The following is a 17,321-nucleotide window of genomic DNA, read 5'->3' as shown; positions in this document are numbered from 1 at the left end:
AATTTGAAAAAAATAGATGAATATTTACTTGGAAACAAATTTTCTGGTGTTGTTTCCATAACGCAACAAAATAAAGTGATGTATGAACAAGCATTTGGATGGAGTGATCGAGAAAAGAGTATAAAAAACACACCACAGACTAAATTCTTTGTAGGTTCGATGATCAGTAAACCGATTACAGCAATCTGTATTTTGCAATTGGTTGAAAAAGGATTGCTCACCTTAGAACAATCATTAGAAGAATTTTTCCCTTATTATCGTGGCAAAGGAATTACGCTTCATCATCTACTAAATCACACATCAGGAATTGTGAATTATTTGATGCTGAGAAAAAAGCTTAAATGGGAACAAGCTTATACACCAGAGCAGCTTCTTCATATTGTGGAACAGGAGGAATTAAGCTTTTCACCAGGTAAAAAGGCTGCTTATTGTAATACCGGTTTTCTTATGCTTGGGCTTATTATTGAAAAGGTTACGGGTCTAGAATATGCACAATATGTTAAGAAGCATATTTTTCTACCTGCCGACATGACAGACAGTAGTTTTATTAGAGAGGAAATTGAGGGATATGCCTTAAACTATGTAAACAATAAGAAAGGTCCAGTTGTTGATCCATCTCTCTTGTTTGCATGTGGTGAAGTTGTTACAACAGTTAGTGATGTTCATAAGTTTGATCGAGCGCTTAAAACAAATACATTACTAACCAATGAATCTATTCGCTTAATGGAGAAACCATCTTATCAAGGGCGTTTTATTACGTTTGGTTATAGTTGGTTTCTAAAAAATTTAATGGGGCGTCAAAGTACTTCACATGGGGGAAGTCACCCAGGTGGATATACAAGTCATTTGGAACGCTATATGGATGAGGATCTGACGATTGTTGTTCTAAGTAATAACCTAGTAGGTTATAAAAAATTGATGATAAAGGATATGGGAGGTACATTTATATCGCGTGAGGTAGCTTCTATCCTTTTTGAACACAAGCTTCCTTTCTGGCAAAAGGTTGTGTAACTAATGTCATTCACAAAAAGAACCGGGGGTTGATTTATGAACAAAATATTTACTATAGATTGTGGAGATATCATTCTTAGAGAATATATGGTTGAAGATGTAGATGCAATCTATGAAATTACTTCTCAACCAGAAGTGTATGAATTCTTGCCTGATTTTAAATCAACAAGGGAGCAACGTTTAGATTGGGTTACTAATTATGAAATCCCTTCTAATAAGAAATTTCTTGCAGCGGCACCCAATATTAATGATCAAATGTATCTTCGTTTGGGGATTATTTTAAAAGAGAAAAATGAATTAATTGGATTTTGTACGACTGGAATAAAAGAGGAATTGCCTGCTCCTAATCGGGAAATTACTTACGGTATTTCAAAAGATCATCGAAATAAAGGGTACACGACTAAAGCAGCTAGAGGCTTAATCCGTTATTTATTTGAAAGTACAAATGTTGAGACGGTAAATGCAATTGCTCTCTTTCAAAATGTTAGCTCAAATAAAGTTATTCAGAAGCTGGGTTTTGAACGAGTTGGCAATGTTGAAATAGAACATGAGATGTATCATCATTATACGTTGCAAAAGAGTCAATGGAAATAAAATAACAACTCCAAGCAAAAAGAATGAGCTCTGCTTGGAGTTGTATGTAATTTCTTAGTCTACTATAGTAGAATCGGTGGTTCTGGTGCTCTTATTAAAGCTGTCATACGGATCGTCTGGATCATTATTTTTCCTATCTTCAGAAGCCTCTTCCATCTAACTCTAGGTTTCTTCTTCGCACTGCTAGTCTATATAGTAGCAATAGAAGAAGAAACAGGAGTAGTCATCTTTTTATGCGATGAATCTCCTTTTATAAGGTTATATGTGATACACATTGGTTTATTTGTTCTTGGATCTTTCCCAATTTGTGCATCAATTTGAAAGACCTCTCTCAATACATCATTAGTAATCACTTCTTCAGGAGAGCCTGCTTTAATGATTTGACCGAATTTTAAGGCGATAATAAAATCAGCAAAGCGTGCAGCCTGATTTAAATCATGTAAAACCATAACGATGGTCCGTTCTTGCTCTCGATTCAACTTTTGTAAAAGCTCTAATATTTCTAGTTGATGGGCCATATCGAGATAGGTGGTCGGTTCATCTAGAAAGATCATCTCGGTTTCTTGAGCTAGTGCCATCGCAATCCAGACACGTTGTCTTTGTCCACCGGAAAGGGCATCTATAGGATGATATTTGAAAAAAGATGTTCCTGTTACTTCAAGTGCCCAGTCGATTACTTCAATATCCTTTTTGGTTAAGCGGCCGAATCCCTTTTGATAGGGGAATCTTCCATATGAGACGACTTCTCCAACCGTTAGTCCACTAGAGCTTTCAGGATTCTGTGGTAGGATTGCCATTTTTTTAGCCAAGACTTTCGTATTTTCTTTTGAGATGCTTGCACCATCAAGAATAATAGATCCTGCTTGGTGAGGAATAATTCTGGTCATGGCTTTTAGCAGAGTCGATTTTCCACAGCCATTTGAACCAATTATTGTCGTTACTTTCTTATCTGGAATATCAATAGAAAGATCTTTTACAATTAACCGGTCATCGTAACCTATATTTAAGTCCTTTGTTAAAAGGCGAACCATAACTAAAGCCTCCATTTGATCATTGTGTAATTAATATTGATAATCATTATCATCATGAGTTACAATAACATTAACAATATATTAATAATGAGATTCATTGTCAATAAATATTACATGTTACTAGCATATCACAAAAATGGAGTGATTATTTTGAATATAGCCGAAAATTTTGATGTGACAATTATTGGTGGCGGACCTGCGGGATTATATTCTGCTTTCTATAGTGGACTAAGAGAAATGAAAACAAAAATTATAGAATTTCAACCATATTTAGGGGGGAAAGTTCATATTTATCCTGAAAAGATGATTTGGGATGTTGGTGGGTTGACACCAACTCCTGGTGCTAAACTAATCGAGCAACTAGTAGAGCAAGGTCTCACATTTAATCCAACGGTTGTTTTGAATGAACGAATCACGTCTATTTCAAAAAACGAGGATGGTTTATTTCTATTAAAGGCAGCATCTGGTGCTGTTCATTATTCAAAAACGGTCATTGTCGCAGTAGGTAGTGGGATTTTGAAACCTCAGAAGCTTCATATAGAGGGAGCAGAGAAGTTCGAAGTATCCAACCTGCATTACACGGTAAAATCATTACAGTATTTTAAGGATAGAACGGTAATCATCTCGGGTGGAGGTAATTCAGCCATTGATTGGGCTAACGAGTTGGAGCCAATCGCTAAAAAAGTGTATTTAACACATCGAAAAGGCACTTTATCGGGTCATGAAGCCCAAATATCTCAATTGTTAAATAGTACTGCTGATTGTTTGTTCAATACATCCATTACAAAATTGGTTGCGTCAGAAAACCAAGAGATTATTCAGAAGGTCGAGTTAACAAATAATGAAACAGGTGAAGTTAGCTATCTATCAGTCGATGATGTTGTCATTAATCATGGATTTGAGCAGGATGCATCTCTATTACAAAATAGCGACTTACAAGTTGAGCTAGCAGATAATTACTATATACTTGGAGACCCCTCCAGTGAATCATCTGTTCCTGGACTCTATGCAGCGGGAGATATTTTAAAGCATGATGGAAAACTACATCTTATTGCCGGTGCCTTTCAGGATGCGGCTAATGCTGTGAATAATGCTAAGTTATATATTCAACCAGACGCAAATAAATTTGGAATGGTGTCCTCGCATAATGAAGTTTTTAAAAAGAGGAATAAGGAATTGGTTCGTCACTTAGTGAAATAGAAAAGGCAGTGTTTAAGTTAAATTGGAAAATACGAATGTAACACAAGTTAAAATGTTTAGTGTCAGTCGGCCGAATCTAAAACATAGAAACAGTTTTATATTTGGCTTTATTTTTGATAGATAAAGATATCATCTGATCTCAATAGAATACCAATTAAATATTTGAAACTTTTTGGATAGGAACACGTCTAATAAAAGGGGGAAATTGGATTTTTATTGAGGGAGGTTGAAACGTATGAATAAGATTATATGGGGATTTATTTCAATAGCTCTATTGCTAGTGGTCTTATATTTTGGTTATTCGACTATTAGAACGCTAAACGGTAATCCCTTAAATATGTCAAAAGCTGAGGAATTAGCTGTTGAATATATAAAGCAAGAATATCCAAATGAAAATTTATTAATAGGTGAGGGTACATACGCTAAAAACTATGATAACTTTTATTATAAAGTAGAAGGGTCTGCTGGTGTCGTGAATGAACTGGTCATTCAAGATAGACTTAAAACAATTGAAGATACAAACCTAAGTAAGGAACTAAATACAAAGGTAAGAAATTATCTACCGGATGAATCAAGCTTATCTATTCAAGTAAATGAAGTTAATGGTACCGTAAACTTTACCACTGATGATTTTTACAGAAAAGATACTATTTGGATTACGTTATCGGGAGAAGATGTAACTAATGAAGAAATAGCTAGCTTGGGGAAGGGAATAACAAATTGGAGTGAAATAAATGGATTATCACTTAATAAGTTAATCATCGACTTCACTAATTTAACTTCAAATGAAAGCTTTCGGCTTTCTGTTAGTCATAGTAAATTAGAAAGTCAGGATTATGTCACGATGATTGAAAAGATAGGATGAAATCTTTTTTATCCTTGCGACCGGGTAATTAGTTACAATTTTATTTCATTAAAAAAAGCTCGAAAACCATTGCTTGGATAAACGAGCTTTTTCTAATTTGTTTGTTATGATTCAATTCTCGCAAGTTTCTTCTTTAAATCCGTTTCCATCATAGCCAAGTCATTTTCAGCTTGAAGACGTTTTGCTCGACCTTCAGCCTGTATACGAAGTGTTTCTTCTAATGTAGACACCAAATGGTCTTGTACCTTTTTTAAAGTTTCAACATCCACTAGGCCTCGTTCATTCTCCTTGGCTGTCTCTACTGTATTAACCTTCAACATTTCTGCATTTTTTAACAATAGGTCATTCGTTGTTTTGGAAACAAGTTTTTGTGCTTCCACTGCACTCTTTTGTCGCAGTAAAGTGAGAGCAATAGCCACTTGGTTTTTCCAAAGTGGGATCGCAGTTGTAATCGAAGCTTGAATCTTTTCCACCAGTGCTTGGTTAGCACTTTGGATTAATCGGATTTGTGGGGCACTTTGAATTGTGATTTGCCTGCTTAGGATTAAATCATGTGTACGTTTTTGTAATCGCTCAGCAAATTGGATCACATCATTTACTTCTTGGAACGCCATTTGGTCTTGAGTTTCCTCTGCTTTTTTCCTTAATTCAGGAATGGTCTTTGTTTCTAATTCCTCAAGTTTTAACTCTCCTGCCGCAATATACACGTTTAACGCATGGAAATAGTCCTTATTTTCTTCATACAACTTTTCAAGTACTGTAATATCTTGGAGTAAATCATTTTTGGAATGGTCTAATTTCACACTAATTCGGTCAATTTGAGCACCTGTTTTTTGATACTGGGAAAGTACTTCCTGAACCGAGGTTGAAATTTTTCCAAACATGCGTGAAAGCATATTTTTCTTAACTGGCTTTAAATCATCTGGTTTCACCTTTTCTAGCTTTTTCATGAGATCGCTAATAATTTCGCCAATCTCACCAGTGTCCTTCTTTTGGACATGATCGAGCATATGATGAGAAAAATTCACCAATTTGGTTTGGGCTTGTGAGCCGTATAATGCAAGGGATTGATGATTTTTTGGATCAATTTGTTCGGCAAGTTGAATCGCCTTTTGCCTGTTTTCTTCTGGAAGAACATCAATTAGCTTTTTAGTTTTATTTTCAGTCATATTATTTCCACCTACAAGCTCTTCTTCTCCAAAAGGGTTGGCAAGTAATTCTTCAAGTTGATTATTCGATTTCATTATGAGTACCTCCGCTATCTATAACTTTTTGTTCTTATCAATTCTTAACTTAGCTACGTCTAGCTCAAATTGTAGATGGCTGATATCTTTTTCGAGGATATCATGTAAATCTTGTTCAATGATTTCAGCTAGGTTCGCCATCGTCCTTTGAGTTTCTTGAAGTGATGTTGATAATTCGTGATTTTTCTTTGGTTGAGAAGCCAAAAAAGCATATTTTTCACTAATTTCGACCATTGAGTCTAAATGTGAGTAATAGAACTGCTCAATTAAATAAAATCTTCTTGGTTCATTCTTGGTTATTGAGTAAATTCTATTAACCACCCGCATAATATCAAAGTTTTGTTTAATCGCTGAAACCGTACGAATATTTAATAATGCCTTGCGTAATCGGCTAATTTTTTTGGCTGCCTGGTCTAAATTTTGTTTTATGTAAGCATATTCTTTCCTCGTTAACCTGTTTTTTCGCAAGTGACTCTGGTTAGTTATAAACTTGATTCCAAAGTAGACAGCTACTCCACCACCTATTGCGTACAAACTTGATAGTAGATAAGGTTGATCGAATCCGAAGAAGCTAATCAGCCAAAAGATTATAGTAGATAAGGTTGCAACGGAAGAACGAAGTAAAAAATATAATAATGTTTTCAAATTTTATCGACTCCTAAATATTTTACGTTCTACTTGTTATACGTGTGATATCGAAAAAAGGTTTCAAATGTGTTGCAGTCGATGCTTTCTCTATACAATCTATCCGTTTAATGTAGGTTTATAACGTGAAATGATAAAGAAAATGGTATATATATTAAAAAGGGATATGGGATATCAATATCCTAATGCCATACCAGTTTACTTTGGACATGCTTTAATAATGAAAAATAAAAACGGGGTGATAATGGAAGAGCTAGATTTAATATATACCTCATCTCTAACCACAGTTTTAATCCTACAACAAACTATTCCATATTATGACGACACCTTTCATTTATATAATAGCAGGTATTATGTGTATATAAGAGGACATACTTAATATCTATTCAGATAAATGACTACAAAGCGACCCTACTATCTATTTCAAAAGAGTCATAAAAACAAGACATCTTTAAAAGAAGATGGTAATATATCCAAGAAATAATTATAGAAAGGTGGACGTGACCATGCAGTATAGAAAACTTGGTAGAACAGGATTAAAGGTAAGTGAGATTAGTTTAGGAAGTTGGCTAACTTACGGCAATTCTACTGAAAAGGATACAGCAACGAAAGTAATCGATCGTGCCTATGACCTAGGGATTAATTCGTTTGATACAGCTAATGTTTATGTCACAGGTGAGGCAGAGAAAATCGTAGGTGAGGCTTTAGCTAAGTACCCGCGTGAATCCTATGTCCTTGCAACAAAAGTATTTTGGCCAATGGGAGAGGGTCCAAATGATCGAGGCCTATCGAGAAAGCATGTATTTGAACAATTACATGCAAGTCTTAAGCGATTAAAAATGGACTATGTAGATATATATTATTGTCATCGTTATGATCCAGAAACACCTGTTGATGAAACATTACGCACTATTGATGATATGGTTCGTCAGGGAAAGGTACTTTATGTAGGGGTGAGTGAGTGGACTGCTGCTCAAATTGTGGAAGGGCTCGGAGCATCTGATCGCTATTTATTGGACCGTATTGTGGTTAACCAGCCTCAATACCATATGTTTAACCGTTACATAGAAACTGACGTCCTTCCAACTAGTGAGAAGAATGGAATTAGTCAAATTGTCTTTTCTCCACTAGCACAAGGTGTCTTAACAGGTAAATATAGGCGTGGCCAAGCTTTACCTGAAGGAAGTCGCGCGGTAGATCCGAATTCAAATATGTTTATGAATCCATACTTACAAGATGATGTGTTAGAAAAAGTTGAACAACTTGAGGGACTCGCTAAAGAAATAGGTATTTCACTTTCTCAACTCGCGTTGGCATGGATCTTACGACATCCAGGTGTAGCTAGTGCATTAGTCGGAGCTAGTAAGCCAGAACAAATTGAGGAAAATGCTAAAGCGACAGGTGTTAAACTTTCAAGTGATATAGTGAATAAGATTGAAGAAATACTACAATAATAAGCTTTGAGGTAGTCATAGTGGAAACAAATGAATTGAAGTCAATTGAAAATCAGTTGACTTCAAAGAGTTTTCGGAATCTGAATAGCTAAGTAAAGCTTTTGGAAAGAGCTTGTTTACGAGAAAGAAAGCTATACAGTACATATAATAATTCGAGATGAATATAATGTTTTTAGAAACCGATTTCTCTTTTTGTAATTTTTATGTAAAAATAGGTTGATTTTTAATTTTGAAAGGAGTAATATGAAGTTACGAAAACGCTTTCCGAGAGAATGATAGTTTTCAAGAGTAGTAAATCTTTAAGAATTACAGATAGAAATTACTTTTTGAGGTATAAGAAAGCGATTACAGAAATCGGTTTCGGTAACAAAAATTTTTAGGAGGTGATGTGGTCAGCGAGCTGACTTCAATTACCATAATAAAAATAGCAACAAAGTAAATAATAAGAAAAAATTAGGGGGTACTTACATGAAAAAGTTTTTTGCGATTTTCATTACTGCAATCATGGCATTCACTTTAGCCGCTTGTAGTGGTGGTGATGAAGGAGCTTCACCTGAAGGTGGTTCTGATGAGAAAGTAACATTAGATTTTTGGGTATTCGGTTCAACTGGTTACCAAGCATTAATTGATGAGTATCAAAAGCAAAACCCGAATGTAACAATCAAATTAAATGAAGGTGAAATGAACGACGTTCACAACAACCTTTTCACTTCAATCTCTGCTGGTAGCGGTGCTCCAGATATCGCAATGATCGAAGTAAGCCAAATTGAAAAGTTTAAAGAAGCACAAGATCGTTTCTACAACTTAAATGAATATGGTGCAGAAGAAATCGGTGGAAACTACCTTGACTGGAAGTGGCAAGCAGCTCAAAACGTAGATGGAGATTTCCAAATTGGTCTTCCAACTGATATTGGTCCTACTGCAATGTTCTACCGTACTGATGTAATCGAAGCTGCTGGTCTACCAACTGACCCAGAAGCACTTGCTGCTGAACTTAGCACTTGGGAAGATTACTATGCTGTAGCAAAAACTATTAAAGAAAAAACTGGTAAGCCAATTGCTGATGCTCCTGAGTTAGTATTCAATGCAATTCGTGACCAACAAGAACAACAATATTTCAATGAGCAAGAAGAGTTAATTATTGAAGATACTGTAAAAGAAGCTTACGACTATACAACAAAAATGATTCAAGAAGGTTTAATTGGTCAAAACGGTCTTTGGACTCCTGAGTGGGGTAGTGCAATGGCTGACGGTTCTTACGCTACGATGCCAGGTGCTCCTGCTTGGATGCTTGGTGTAGTAAAAGGTAATGCTCCAGATGCTGGTGGTAAGTGGTCATTAACAGCAATTCCTGAAGGTGCTGGAAACTGGGGAGGTTCATACTTAACAGTTCCTGCTGAGTCTGAGCATCCACAAGCAGCATTTGACTTTATCTCTTGGTTAACTTCACCAGAAAGTCAATTAGGATCGTTCTTAGAAATGGGATTATTCCCTTCAACACCAGATGTATATGAAAATGAAGATTTCTTAGCTCAAACTGACGAGTACTTCAGCGGTCAACCAACTGCTAAAATCTTTGCAGAAGCTGCTAAGAGCGTAAAGCCTGTATACATGGGTAAAAACTATGCGATCGTTAACACTGAGTTAGTTACTGCACTTACTAACGTTGCAACTGCTGGTGCAGATCCACAAGCTGAGTGGGATGCAGCAGTAGAGCGTATCGAGCAACAATTAGGAAGACAATAAGGATGAATGGTCAAGCGGTCTATGGTGAAATTCTCATAGGCCGCTTGTACTCTATGGAAGGAGAAAAACCATGGCTGAAAATAAAACAGCACCACAAGCAATGAACCAAAAGAAGTCATCCTTAAGTGAAAGTGCAAAAGAAGCACTTTCTGGTTACTTGTATATATCACCGTTCTTTATATTATTTGCTATTTTTGGTTTATTCCCAATATTATTTAGCTTTTATTTAGGGTTTCAAAAGTGGAATGGATTTGGAGAAATGGAGTTTGTAGGATTAAATAACTTTAAGTTGATCCTAGAAGACCCACTTTTCTGGAAATCGCTATCCAATACGATGATTATGTGGGTTATGGGTACATTACCTCAGTTAATTATTGGGATTATCCTTGCTTATGCATTGAACTCTGCGATCATTAAATTTAAAAGTGTTTTTCGTGTTTCCATCTTTATGCCTTATGTTACCTCAACAGTAGCAGTAGCAATCGTATTTGGAATCATGTTTAATGACCAACCATATGGATTGATCAATATTATTATCGGGTGGTTTGGTTTTGAGCCTCATGCTTGGACAACAAGTGAGTGGGGAGTAAAGATTGCTATTTCCGCAATGGTATTCTGGAGATGGATAGGATATAACACCATCATTTATCTGGCTGGTCTTCAAGCAATTCCAAACGAATTATATGAAGCAGCAACGATTGATGGAGCATCTACAAGACAAAAAATTCAGTACATTACCATTCCGTTACTTCGTCCGATTATCATCCTAACTGTATTTACTTCAACTATTGGTGCCCTGCAGTTATTCACAGAGCCGTTAATTCTAGTAGGAAGAACGTACCGTGAAGAAGGATTAACAGTGGTGCTATATCTATATCGTGAAGCCTTTACAAATATGGCATTTGGTACTGCATCGGCTGCAGCGATTATTCTATTTTTCATTATCATCATACTTTCTGCGATCAACGTTTTCGTTGCGAATCGTTTAGGAAGATAAGGGAGGCTTTGGCATGAGTAAAGGTAGTTATTCAAAACAAATTGTTTTTTCTAAAGTATTTCTTTATTTAATCCTTGGCATTGCTACTGTCCTATCGATCTTTCCTTTTTACTGGATGTTTGTAATGGCAACGAATTCAAATGAAGTGATTAATCGGATTCCACCAGCAATTTTACCTGGTGATGCGTTAGTTACTAACTTTACAAATGTAATGAATACAATTGACTTCTTTGGAGCAATGTGGAATTCATTTATCGTTTCATCAATTATTACAATCGGTGTTTTATTCCTATGTTCATTAGCTGGATTTGCATTTGCGAAGTTAAACTTCAAAGGTAAAAACTTTCTGTTTGTTTTCATTCTTGTTACGATGATGATTCCACCACAGCTTGGCTTAATACCACAATATATCATCATTACTAAGCTAGATTGGCTAAATGATTTAAAGGCGATTATTGTTCCAGGCTTAATTGATGCATTCGGGATCTTCTGGATGAGACAATACATTAGTAGTAATGTTCCAGATGAACTAGTAGATGCTGCTAAGATTGACGGTTGTTCGATTTTCCGCGTGTACTGGAATATTGCTGTACCAGTCATTATTCCGGCATTTGCAACACTTGCGATTATTAAGTTCATGTATGTATGGAACGACTTCTTATGGCCTTTAGTAGTTTTACGTGATAAAGAAACACATACTATTCAGGTTGCATTAAGAGGACTAATTGATAACTATGTACGTGATAATGGAATGATCCTATCAGGGACATTCTGGGCAACTGTGCCACTTGTTATCATCTTCTTGTTACTAAACAGAATGTTTATTGCAAGCTTAACAGAAGGTGCAGTTAAGTAAGCAGTCCTAAATAGCTTCTCATTTTAGGAGAGCGAAAATGAGAAGCTCCTATTTAAATTCAACAAAAGAGAGTGGTGTCAACATGGAACAGCATAAGAATACCTTTAATCATATCCTAACTGTATTTAGTTACTTCTTTCTTCTAAATGTGATGTGGTTTTTGTTGTGTCTACCTGTTGTAACAGCTTTTCCAGCAACCACTGCCATGTATGGGACAGTAAGAAAGTGGATAAGAGAAGGATTCGATGTTGGAATCTTCCATGTTTTTTTTCAACAATTTAAAGAGAACTTTAAGAAAAGCTTTATCATCGGTTTATTTTGGTTGTTCGCGGTTGTCATATTATATTTAGATTTATTCATCGTGTTCCAAAATGAGTTCACAGGAAGAAGCTTACTTGTCGCGTTATTATTCTTTTTTGGCATCATTGTTGCGTTTACAACGGTCTACGTATTTTTCGTACTAGTCCATTACGAATTAACGATTTTTCATACTCTAAAAAATTCATTGTTCCTTTCAATTAGTCATATGAACTTTACGATCTTGTTTATTGGGATGATTCTACTAACTCTAGTCATTGTTTACTATTTTCCTTTCTTTTTACTAATAGGAGGTAGCCTACTAGCATTTACTATGTATGGTATTTTTCATAGATTGACAAAAAAATTGGAAGAATTAAGAAATAGATGATGGATTTGAACTACATGAGGAGGTATTACTAAATGGCAATTATTCAATTTCCTGAAAATATGAAATGGGGTACAGCTACGGCTTCCTACCAAATTGAAGGAGCAATTAATGAAGGTGGACGTGGTCCTTCTATCTGGGATACTTTTAGTGCAACTCCCGGGCGAGTATTAAATGGAGATAGCGGTGAAATTGCTTGTGATAGTTATCATCGTTATGAAGAAGATGTAGCAATCATGAAGGATTTAGGAATTGATTTCTATCGTTTTTCAGTTGCTTGGCCAAGAATCTTTCCAACAGGAACTGGTGAAGTAAATCAAGAAGGGTTAGATTACTATCACCGTTTAGTGGATGCATTACTTGCAAATGGTATTGAACCAATGGTCACACTATATCACTGGGACTTACCCCAAGCTTTACAAGATAAAGGCGGCTGGGATAACCGCGAAACGATTGATGCTTTTGTTAATTATGCAGAGGTTATGTTTAAGGAATTTAATGGCAAGGTTAAAAAATGGATTACTTTTAATGAGCCTTGGTGTGTATCTTTCTTATCTAATTTCATCGGTGTACATGCACCTGGAAATAGAGACCTGCAATTAGCCGTAAATATTGCGCATCATCTACATGTAGCACACGGTCGTTCTGTTCAAAAGTATCGTGAACTTGGGTTTGAAGGCGAAATCGGTTTCGCTCCAAATACTACTTGGTTAGAGCCATTTAGCAATAAGCAAGAGGATATTGATGCTTGTCACCGTGGAGTAGGGGAATTTGTTGAGTGGTTCTTTGATCCTGTATTCAAAGGAAGTTACCCTCAGTTCTTAGTGGATTGGTATGCGACTAAAGGCGTAACGGTTCCAATTTTAGACGGAGATATGAAAGATATTCACCAACCAATTGACTTTGTTGGAATTAACTACTATACAGGTAGTGTGGCTAGATATAAAGAAAACTCAGGTAATCTTGATATTGAAGAAGTAGACATGGGGTATGAAAAAACGGATATTGGCTGGAACATCTATCCTGAAGGTTTCTATAATGTATTAACTTACATTACAGAGCAATACGGAGAGGTTCCAATTTATATTACTGAAAACGGTTCATGCTACAATGATGAGCCTGGACTAGATGGTCGAGTTAGAGATGACCGTCGTACTAACTATCTGAAGCAACATTTAACTGCCTTAAAGCGCAGCATGGATTCAGGAGTTAATATTAAAGGTTATATTACTTGGTCCCTTTTAGATAACTTTGAGTGGGCAGAAGGATATAGCAAGCGCTTTGGAATTGTGTTTGTCAATTATCGTACACTTGAACGTATTAAGAAGGATAGTTTCCATTGGTATAAGCAAACCATCCGTAATAATTGGTTTGAGGTGTAAGGAACCAATTTAAAATGGTTGGGTATTACTCCTTTCAGACAGAAAGGGGTATTCCCATATATTGCAAGCTATGAATCTCCAACTATTTTGTTAGGTTTTGTAGATATTTTAATAGGATTGGATTATTCTAAAAGTAGATTTTAAAATTGATACAAACCTAAGAAACAGTAATTTCCATAATTGGTTTTCCATGCGTAGGAGTTGGATTGGCTATGAAATTAACAATACGAGATATTGCAAAAATGGCAGGGGTTTCACCGGCCACCGTTTCTAAAATAATAAATAATTATGACGGTATTAGTATTCGAACAAAAGAAAAGGTAATGGATGTAATTGAGTCCACAGGCTATCAACCTACTTTTTCTGCTAAGTCTTTAGCCACAAAAAAATCGAATCTAATTGGACTAATCTATGCTGGGAAAATTAATGTAGAGCTTAATCATCCATTTTTTAATGAAGTCATTAATGCTTTTAAGAAGACAGTTGGCGTCATGGGTTATGATATATTAATCTTTAGTAATGAACGATTCAACAAACAGCGAGAGGATGATTATCTTCCGCGTGCTAGACATTTTCATGTGGATGGCTGTTTAATCATTGCCGGTGAGGAAATTGAATCAGCAATCTATGATTTAGATCAAAGTGAAATTCCTTGTGTCGGCGTTGATATTCCACTAACAGGTCCCATGTCAAGCTTTGTTCAAACTGATAACCGTAAAGTATCATCTAACGTCATAGAACATTTGTATCTAAACTCCGTTAGGGAGATTGCCTACATTGGCGGAGGAAAGGATTCCCCTATATCAAAGGTTCGTTCAGAAGGATTCTTCACGACTATGAATCAACTTGGTATCTCCATCAATGAGGATTGGATTGAATACGGGAATTTCCATGAACAAAGTGGGTATCAAGCAATGAATCGTATATTAGCTAAAAGGCCTTATCCAAAAGCAGTGTATGCTGCTTCTGATATGATGGCATTGGGTGCAATGACTTCGATTAGGGAGCATGGTCTTAAGATCCCTGAGGATATAGCTTTAGTTGGCTGTGATGATATAGAAGCATGTAGATACAGTGATCCAAAGCTTACAACGGTAAAGCAAGATAAGGAGAAATTAGGAAAACTTGCAGCGTATATGCTAATGGACTTAATCAATGGAAATACAGAGCCGAAATCAGTTTTAGTCGATCCTGAATTAATTGTCAGAGACTCATGTGGGGTTAGAAGTAAAAAAACGGTTTTATAAAATCATTAAATGGTAGTTTTAATTGTTCTAAGAAGGATAAAATTTGAATATAAATCAAATTTTATCCTTTTTATATAAAATCGTATCTATTTATAAAGATTGTAAACCGGTTTCCTTGCTATAAATTACATATTGGTTGTGAATACTTACTTAGAGGTGAATAGAATGGGAAAATTAACAGGAAAAGTAGCATTAGTCACAGGTTCAAGTAGAGGAATTGGACAGCAAATCGCACTAGGGCTTGCTGAAGAGGGCTGTAGCTTAATTATTCATGGTCGAAAGAAAGAAAACACAGCCAAGACAGTAGAACTATTAAAGCCCTATGGTGTAAAAGTTGATGTTGTAGAAGGAGAACTTTCTTCAGAAGAAGAAATTAAGCGGTTAGTTGATCAAGTGAAAGCAAAGTACAGCAAAATTGATATTTTATATAATAATGCAGCCATTCAAAGCGAAAATAAACAAATTTGGGACTTTACTTCACAGGATTTCAATCGCTTATTACAAATCAATTTATATAGTGTCATTCAGTTATGCCAAGCCTTTGCACCAGGAATGAGAGATCAAGGCTATGGAAGAATCATAAATATGACATCTGGAATTAAAGATCAGCCGAACCTTAGCCCATATGCAGTTTCTAAGGCTGCGTTAGACAAATTTACTCAAGACTTAGCTTTTGAACTAAAAGACACAGGGGTTTTAGTCAATAGTTTAGATCCAGGCTGGTTAAAAACAGACTTAGGTGGCCCAGATGCTTGGGATGAGGTTGAAACCGTTAAACCAGGCGCACTTCAATTAGCCTTATTCGATCAAGATGGACCAACAGGACAATGGTTAAGTGCTCAAGAGATTCGTAAATCATTGGAGTAGTGTCAGAAATAGTAAGCGCTGAATCTTAAAATAAAGAGTGGAGCGGAAATCAACGGACCCATTCAACTAGGTACGCTTAATCAATACATATACGAAGGGAGATTTGCAAATGATACAATTTCCAAAGGATTTTATATGGGGGACGGCTACGTCTTCTTATCAAATTGAAGGGGCTGTAAAAGAGGATGGACGTGGGGAGTCTATTTGGGATCGGTTTTGTCGGATTCCTGGCAAAGTACAAAATAAAGAGAATGGTGACATTGCTTGTGACCATTATCATTTATATGAGGATGATATAAAGCTAATCAAATCGCTAGGTGTTCAATCCTACCGATTTTCCGTTGCTTGGTCGAGAATTTTCCCAGAGGGGACCGGTACTCCGAATCCAAAAGGATTGGATTTTTACAAGCGTTTAATCAACAGTTTACTAGAGCATGATATTGAACCATTACTTACCATGTATCATTGGGATTTGCCTCAGCTACTTCAGGATAAAGGTGGCTGGATGAACCGTGACATGACCGATTATTTTACGGATTATGCGACATACTTATATCAAGAACTAGGTGATACCGTAAAAAAATGGGGAACTCATAACGAGCCGTGGGTCGTATCTTATAAAGGTTATTCATTAGGAAATGCAGCTCCTGGTTATTTAGACTTCCGCTCACATTTAAAAGCTTCACATCATCTTCTCTTGTCCCACGGTAAAGCAGTTCAAGCTTTTCGTGAACTAGGCCCAAAGGGTGGAGAAATTGGTATTACTTTAAACATAGAGCCAACTTATCCACTAGAGGATAATGAGGAATGTAAAAAGGCTGCACGTATAAAGGATGGATTTTCAAATCGTTGGTTCTTAGATCCTGTCTTAAAAGGTTCCTACCCACAGGATCTGGTAGACATGTATTCGAAGTTTGAAACATTTGATTATATTAAAAATGGTGATCTTGAAGTCACGTCTAGTCCAATGGACTTTTTAGGTGTGAACTATTATTCTATCTCGACAAATAAGCCAGGTAACGAGGGTGAATTAGGCTTCCTTGGTGTGGAATCAGTTAAGACTGGTAGACCTGTAACCTATATGGACTGGGAGATTGAACCTCAGGGGTTAGTAGATACTCTTAAGCGTATTAAAGAGGATTACGGTGATATCCCTGTCTATATCACAGAAAATGGTGCGGCTTATGATGATCAAGTCGAAGAGGACGGTTCGGTGAATGATGAAGACCGTAGATCCTATATTGAAATGCATTTAAAGGCTTGTAAAGAAGCAATCGATGCAGGGGTTAACCTTAAAGGGTATTATTTATGGTCGCTAATGGACAATTTTGAATGGCGTTACGGATATTCCAAGCGATTCGGAATGGTCCGTGTGGATTATGACACACTAAAGCGAACACCTAAAAACAGTGCATTATGGTACAAAAAAGTAATTGAAGCAAATGCGATTCCTGAGACAATTAAATAGTAGATGAAATTTCAAAGGAGGCAAATGGT

16 protein-coding genes are annotated in these 17,321 nt (G+C 36.2%); 13 read left to right on the top strand and 3 right to left on the bottom strand.

Annotation, left to right across the window (positions count from 1 at the left end; genetic code table 11):
• The first annotated feature begins 3 nt into the window (after positions 1-3).
• Positions 4-1,011 carry a serine hydrolase domain-containing protein gene (locus M1D60_RS18075; RefSeq protein WP_456276225.1) on the top strand — a complete coding sequence of 336 codons (1,008 nt, stop codon included), beginning with the start codon at positions 4-6 and terminating at the stop codon, positions 1,009-1,011.
• Positions 1,012-1,047: 36 nt separating this feature from the next.
• Positions 1,048-1,605: a GNAT family N-acetyltransferase gene (locus M1D60_RS18070; protein WP_456276224.1), complete on the top strand. Its 558-nt coding sequence runs from the start codon at positions 1,048-1,050 to the stop codon at positions 1,603-1,605.
• Between the two features lie 188 nt (positions 1,606-1,793).
• On the opposite strand, the gene M1D60_RS18065 is transcribed toward M1D60_RS18070, so the two are convergent.
• On the bottom strand, positions 1,794-2,636 hold the full coding sequence (locus M1D60_RS18065; protein ID WP_456276223.1) for an ABC transporter ATP-binding protein: 843 nt from the start codon (positions 2,634-2,636) through the stop codon (positions 1,794-1,796).
• 150 nt (positions 2,637-2,786) lie between these two features.
• Between M1D60_RS18065 and M1D60_RS18060 the strand changes: the two genes are divergently transcribed.
• Together M1D60_RS18060 and M1D60_RS18055 are read left to right on the top strand one after the other, a co-directional pair.
• On the top strand, positions 2,787-3,836 hold the full coding sequence (locus M1D60_RS18060) for an NAD(P)/FAD-dependent oxidoreductase (RefSeq protein WP_456276222.1): 1,050 nt from the start codon (positions 2,787-2,789) through the stop codon (positions 3,834-3,836).
• Between the two features lie 235 nt (positions 3,837-4,071).
• Positions 4,072-4,701 (top strand): YfjL-like protein, encoded by a 630-nt coding sequence (locus tag M1D60_RS18055; RefSeq protein WP_456276221.1) that lies wholly within the window; start codon positions 4,072-4,074, stop codon positions 4,699-4,701.
• Positions 4,702-4,805: 104 nt separating this feature from the next.
• Here M1D60_RS18055 and M1D60_RS18050 read toward each other — a convergent pair whose 3' ends face one another.
• Positions 4,806-5,945, bottom strand: coding sequence for a toxic anion resistance protein (locus M1D60_RS18050; RefSeq protein ID WP_456276220.1), 1,140 nt, complete (start codon positions 5,943-5,945; stop codon positions 4,806-4,808).
• 18 nt (positions 5,946-5,963) lie between these two features.
• Positions 5,964-6,590, bottom strand: a complete 627-nt coding sequence (locus M1D60_RS18045; protein WP_456276219.1) for a 5-bromo-4-chloroindolyl phosphate hydrolysis family protein — start codon at positions 6,588-6,590, stop codon at positions 5,964-5,966.
• A gap of 506 nt (positions 6,591-7,096) precedes the next feature.
• Between M1D60_RS18045 and M1D60_RS18040 the strand changes: the two genes are divergently transcribed.
• From M1D60_RS18040 to M1D60_RS18000, 9 genes are all read left to right on the top strand, one after another.
• The gene (locus tag M1D60_RS18040) at positions 7,097-8,044 is read left to right on the top strand and encodes an aldo/keto reductase family protein (RefSeq protein WP_456276218.1); all 948 of its coding nucleotides are present in this window, start codon (positions 7,097-7,099) and stop codon (positions 8,042-8,044) included.
• A gap of 468 nt (positions 8,045-8,512) precedes the next feature.
• Positions 8,513-9,790, top strand: coding sequence for an ABC transporter substrate-binding protein (locus M1D60_RS18035; protein WP_456276217.1), 1,278 nt, complete (start codon positions 8,513-8,515; stop codon positions 9,788-9,790).
• A 70-nt stretch (positions 9,791-9,860) separates the two neighbouring features.
• Positions 9,861-10,787: a carbohydrate ABC transporter permease gene (locus M1D60_RS18030; RefSeq protein WP_456276216.1), complete on the top strand. Its 927-nt coding sequence runs from the start codon at positions 9,861-9,863 to the stop codon at positions 10,785-10,787.
• Between the two features lie 13 nt (positions 10,788-10,800).
• Positions 10,801-11,643: a carbohydrate ABC transporter permease gene (locus tag M1D60_RS18025; protein WP_456276215.1), complete on the top strand. Its 843-nt coding sequence runs from the start codon at positions 10,801-10,803 to the stop codon at positions 11,641-11,643.
• Positions 11,644-11,680: 37 nt separating this feature from the next.
• Positions 11,681-12,331 (top strand): YesL family protein, encoded by a 651-nt coding sequence (locus M1D60_RS18020; protein WP_456276214.1) that lies wholly within the window; start codon positions 11,681-11,683, stop codon positions 12,329-12,331.
• Positions 12,332-12,363: 32 nt separating this feature from the next.
• Entirely contained in the window at positions 12,364-13,710 is a 1,347-nt protein-coding gene (locus M1D60_RS18015; RefSeq protein WP_456276213.1) for a GH1 family beta-glucosidase, read from the top strand.
• A gap of 212 nt (positions 13,711-13,922) precedes the next feature.
• On the top strand, positions 13,923-14,957 hold the full coding sequence (locus tag M1D60_RS18010) for a LacI family DNA-binding transcriptional regulator (RefSeq protein WP_456276212.1): 1,035 nt from the start codon (positions 13,923-13,925) through the stop codon (positions 14,955-14,957).
• 165 nt (positions 14,958-15,122) lie between these two features.
• Positions 15,123-15,824 (top strand): SDR family NAD(P)-dependent oxidoreductase, encoded by a 702-nt coding sequence (locus M1D60_RS18005; protein ID WP_456276211.1) that lies wholly within the window; start codon positions 15,123-15,125, stop codon positions 15,822-15,824.
• A gap of 109 nt (positions 15,825-15,933) precedes the next feature.
• Positions 15,934-17,292 (top strand): GH1 family beta-glucosidase, encoded by a 1,359-nt coding sequence (locus tag M1D60_RS18000; RefSeq protein ID WP_456276210.1) that lies wholly within the window; start codon positions 15,934-15,936, stop codon positions 17,290-17,292.
• Positions 17,293-17,321 lie beyond the last annotated feature (29 nt).

Source organism: Bacillus sp. AK128 (genome assembly GCF_053903075.1).
Note: the sequence above shows the minus strand (reverse complement) of the source record. Positions and strands in the feature narration are given on the sequence as shown.

What these genes read in the sequence shown, in the direction of transcription:
- M1D60_RS18070 (WP_456276224.1), top strand. Translation starts at nt 1,048, where the DNA reads ATGAACAAAATATTTACTATAGATTGTGGAGATATCATTCTTAGAGAA.
- M1D60_RS18065 (WP_456276223.1), bottom strand. Translation starts at nt 2,636, where the DNA reads ATGGTTCGCCTTTTAACAAAGGACTTAAATATAGGTTACGATGACCGG.
- M1D60_RS18055 (WP_456276221.1), top strand. Translation starts at nt 4,072, where the DNA reads ATGAATAAGATTATATGGGGATTTATTTCAATAGCTCTATTGCTAGTG.
- M1D60_RS18050 (WP_456276220.1), bottom strand. Translation starts at nt 5,945, where the DNA reads ATGAAATCGAATAATCAACTTGAAGAATTACTTGCCAACCCTTTTGGA.
- M1D60_RS18040 (WP_456276218.1), top strand. Translation starts at nt 7,097, where the DNA reads ATGCAGTATAGAAAACTTGGTAGAACAGGATTAAAGGTAAGTGAGATT.
- M1D60_RS18035 (WP_456276217.1), top strand. Translation starts at nt 8,513, where the DNA reads ATGAAAAAGTTTTTTGCGATTTTCATTACTGCAATCATGGCATTCACT.
- M1D60_RS18030 (WP_456276216.1), top strand. Translation starts at nt 9,861, where the DNA reads ATGGCTGAAAATAAAACAGCACCACAAGCAATGAACCAAAAGAAGTCA.
- M1D60_RS18025 (WP_456276215.1), top strand. Translation starts at nt 10,801, where the DNA reads ATGAGTAAAGGTAGTTATTCAAAACAAATTGTTTTTTCTAAAGTATTT.
- M1D60_RS18020 (WP_456276214.1), top strand. Translation starts at nt 11,681, where the DNA reads ATGAGAAGCTCCTATTTAAATTCAACAAAAGAGAGTGGTGTCAACATG.
- M1D60_RS18015 (WP_456276213.1), top strand. Translation starts at nt 12,364, where the DNA reads ATGGCAATTATTCAATTTCCTGAAAATATGAAATGGGGTACAGCTACG.
- M1D60_RS18010 (WP_456276212.1), top strand. Translation starts at nt 13,923, where the DNA reads ATGAAATTAACAATACGAGATATTGCAAAAATGGCAGGGGTTTCACCG.
- M1D60_RS18005 (WP_456276211.1), top strand. Translation starts at nt 15,123, where the DNA reads ATGGGAAAATTAACAGGAAAAGTAGCATTAGTCACAGGTTCAAGTAGA.
- M1D60_RS18000 (WP_456276210.1), top strand. Translation starts at nt 15,934, where the DNA reads ATGATACAATTTCCAAAGGATTTTATATGGGGGACGGCTACGTCTTCT.